Annotated in this window: 1 tRNA gene; it reads right to left on the bottom strand. The window is 67.2% G+C overall.

Annotation, left to right across the window (positions count from 1 at the left end):
* Positions 1–57: 57 nt before the first annotated feature.
* Positions 58–131: transfer RNA gene (locus ACFW9D_RS20825), tRNA-Leu, on the bottom strand.
* Positions 132–372: the final 241 nt, after the last annotated feature.

Raw genomic sequence — 372 nt, 5'->3', positions numbered from 1 at the left:
GTTCACGAGAACGTGAACGTCCGCATTCGATTGGGTTCCTTCGAATCGAAGGCAATGTGCCCCGGGTGGGACTTGAACCCACACTGGATCGTGTTTGAGACGATGGCCTCTGCCGATTGGGCTACCGGGGCTCCTTGGAACCGAAGGTAAGCATATCCCCTCGGGGTCTCAAACATACAGGAGGTAGGTAGGCTCTGGGGAGCAGTACCCCCGCCCTGCCCGAACAAGGAGCGCCCCCGTGACCGCCCCCGAGTCGCCCCAGCCTGTCGACGCCGTCGACGATGACCAGTCGCACGTGCCGCCGCGGGCGGGGAGGGGGGGGCGGGGGCGAGGACGGTCACGGGCGCGGGCCGGACCGCAACGGGGGGGCGA

It is taken from the genome of Streptomyces sp. NPDC059524 (assembly GCF_042749255.1).
Lineage (GTDB): Bacteria > Actinomycetota > Actinomycetes > Streptomycetales > Streptomycetaceae > Streptomyces > Streptomyces xanthii.
This window is presented reverse-complemented; position numbering and strand designations above follow the sequence as displayed.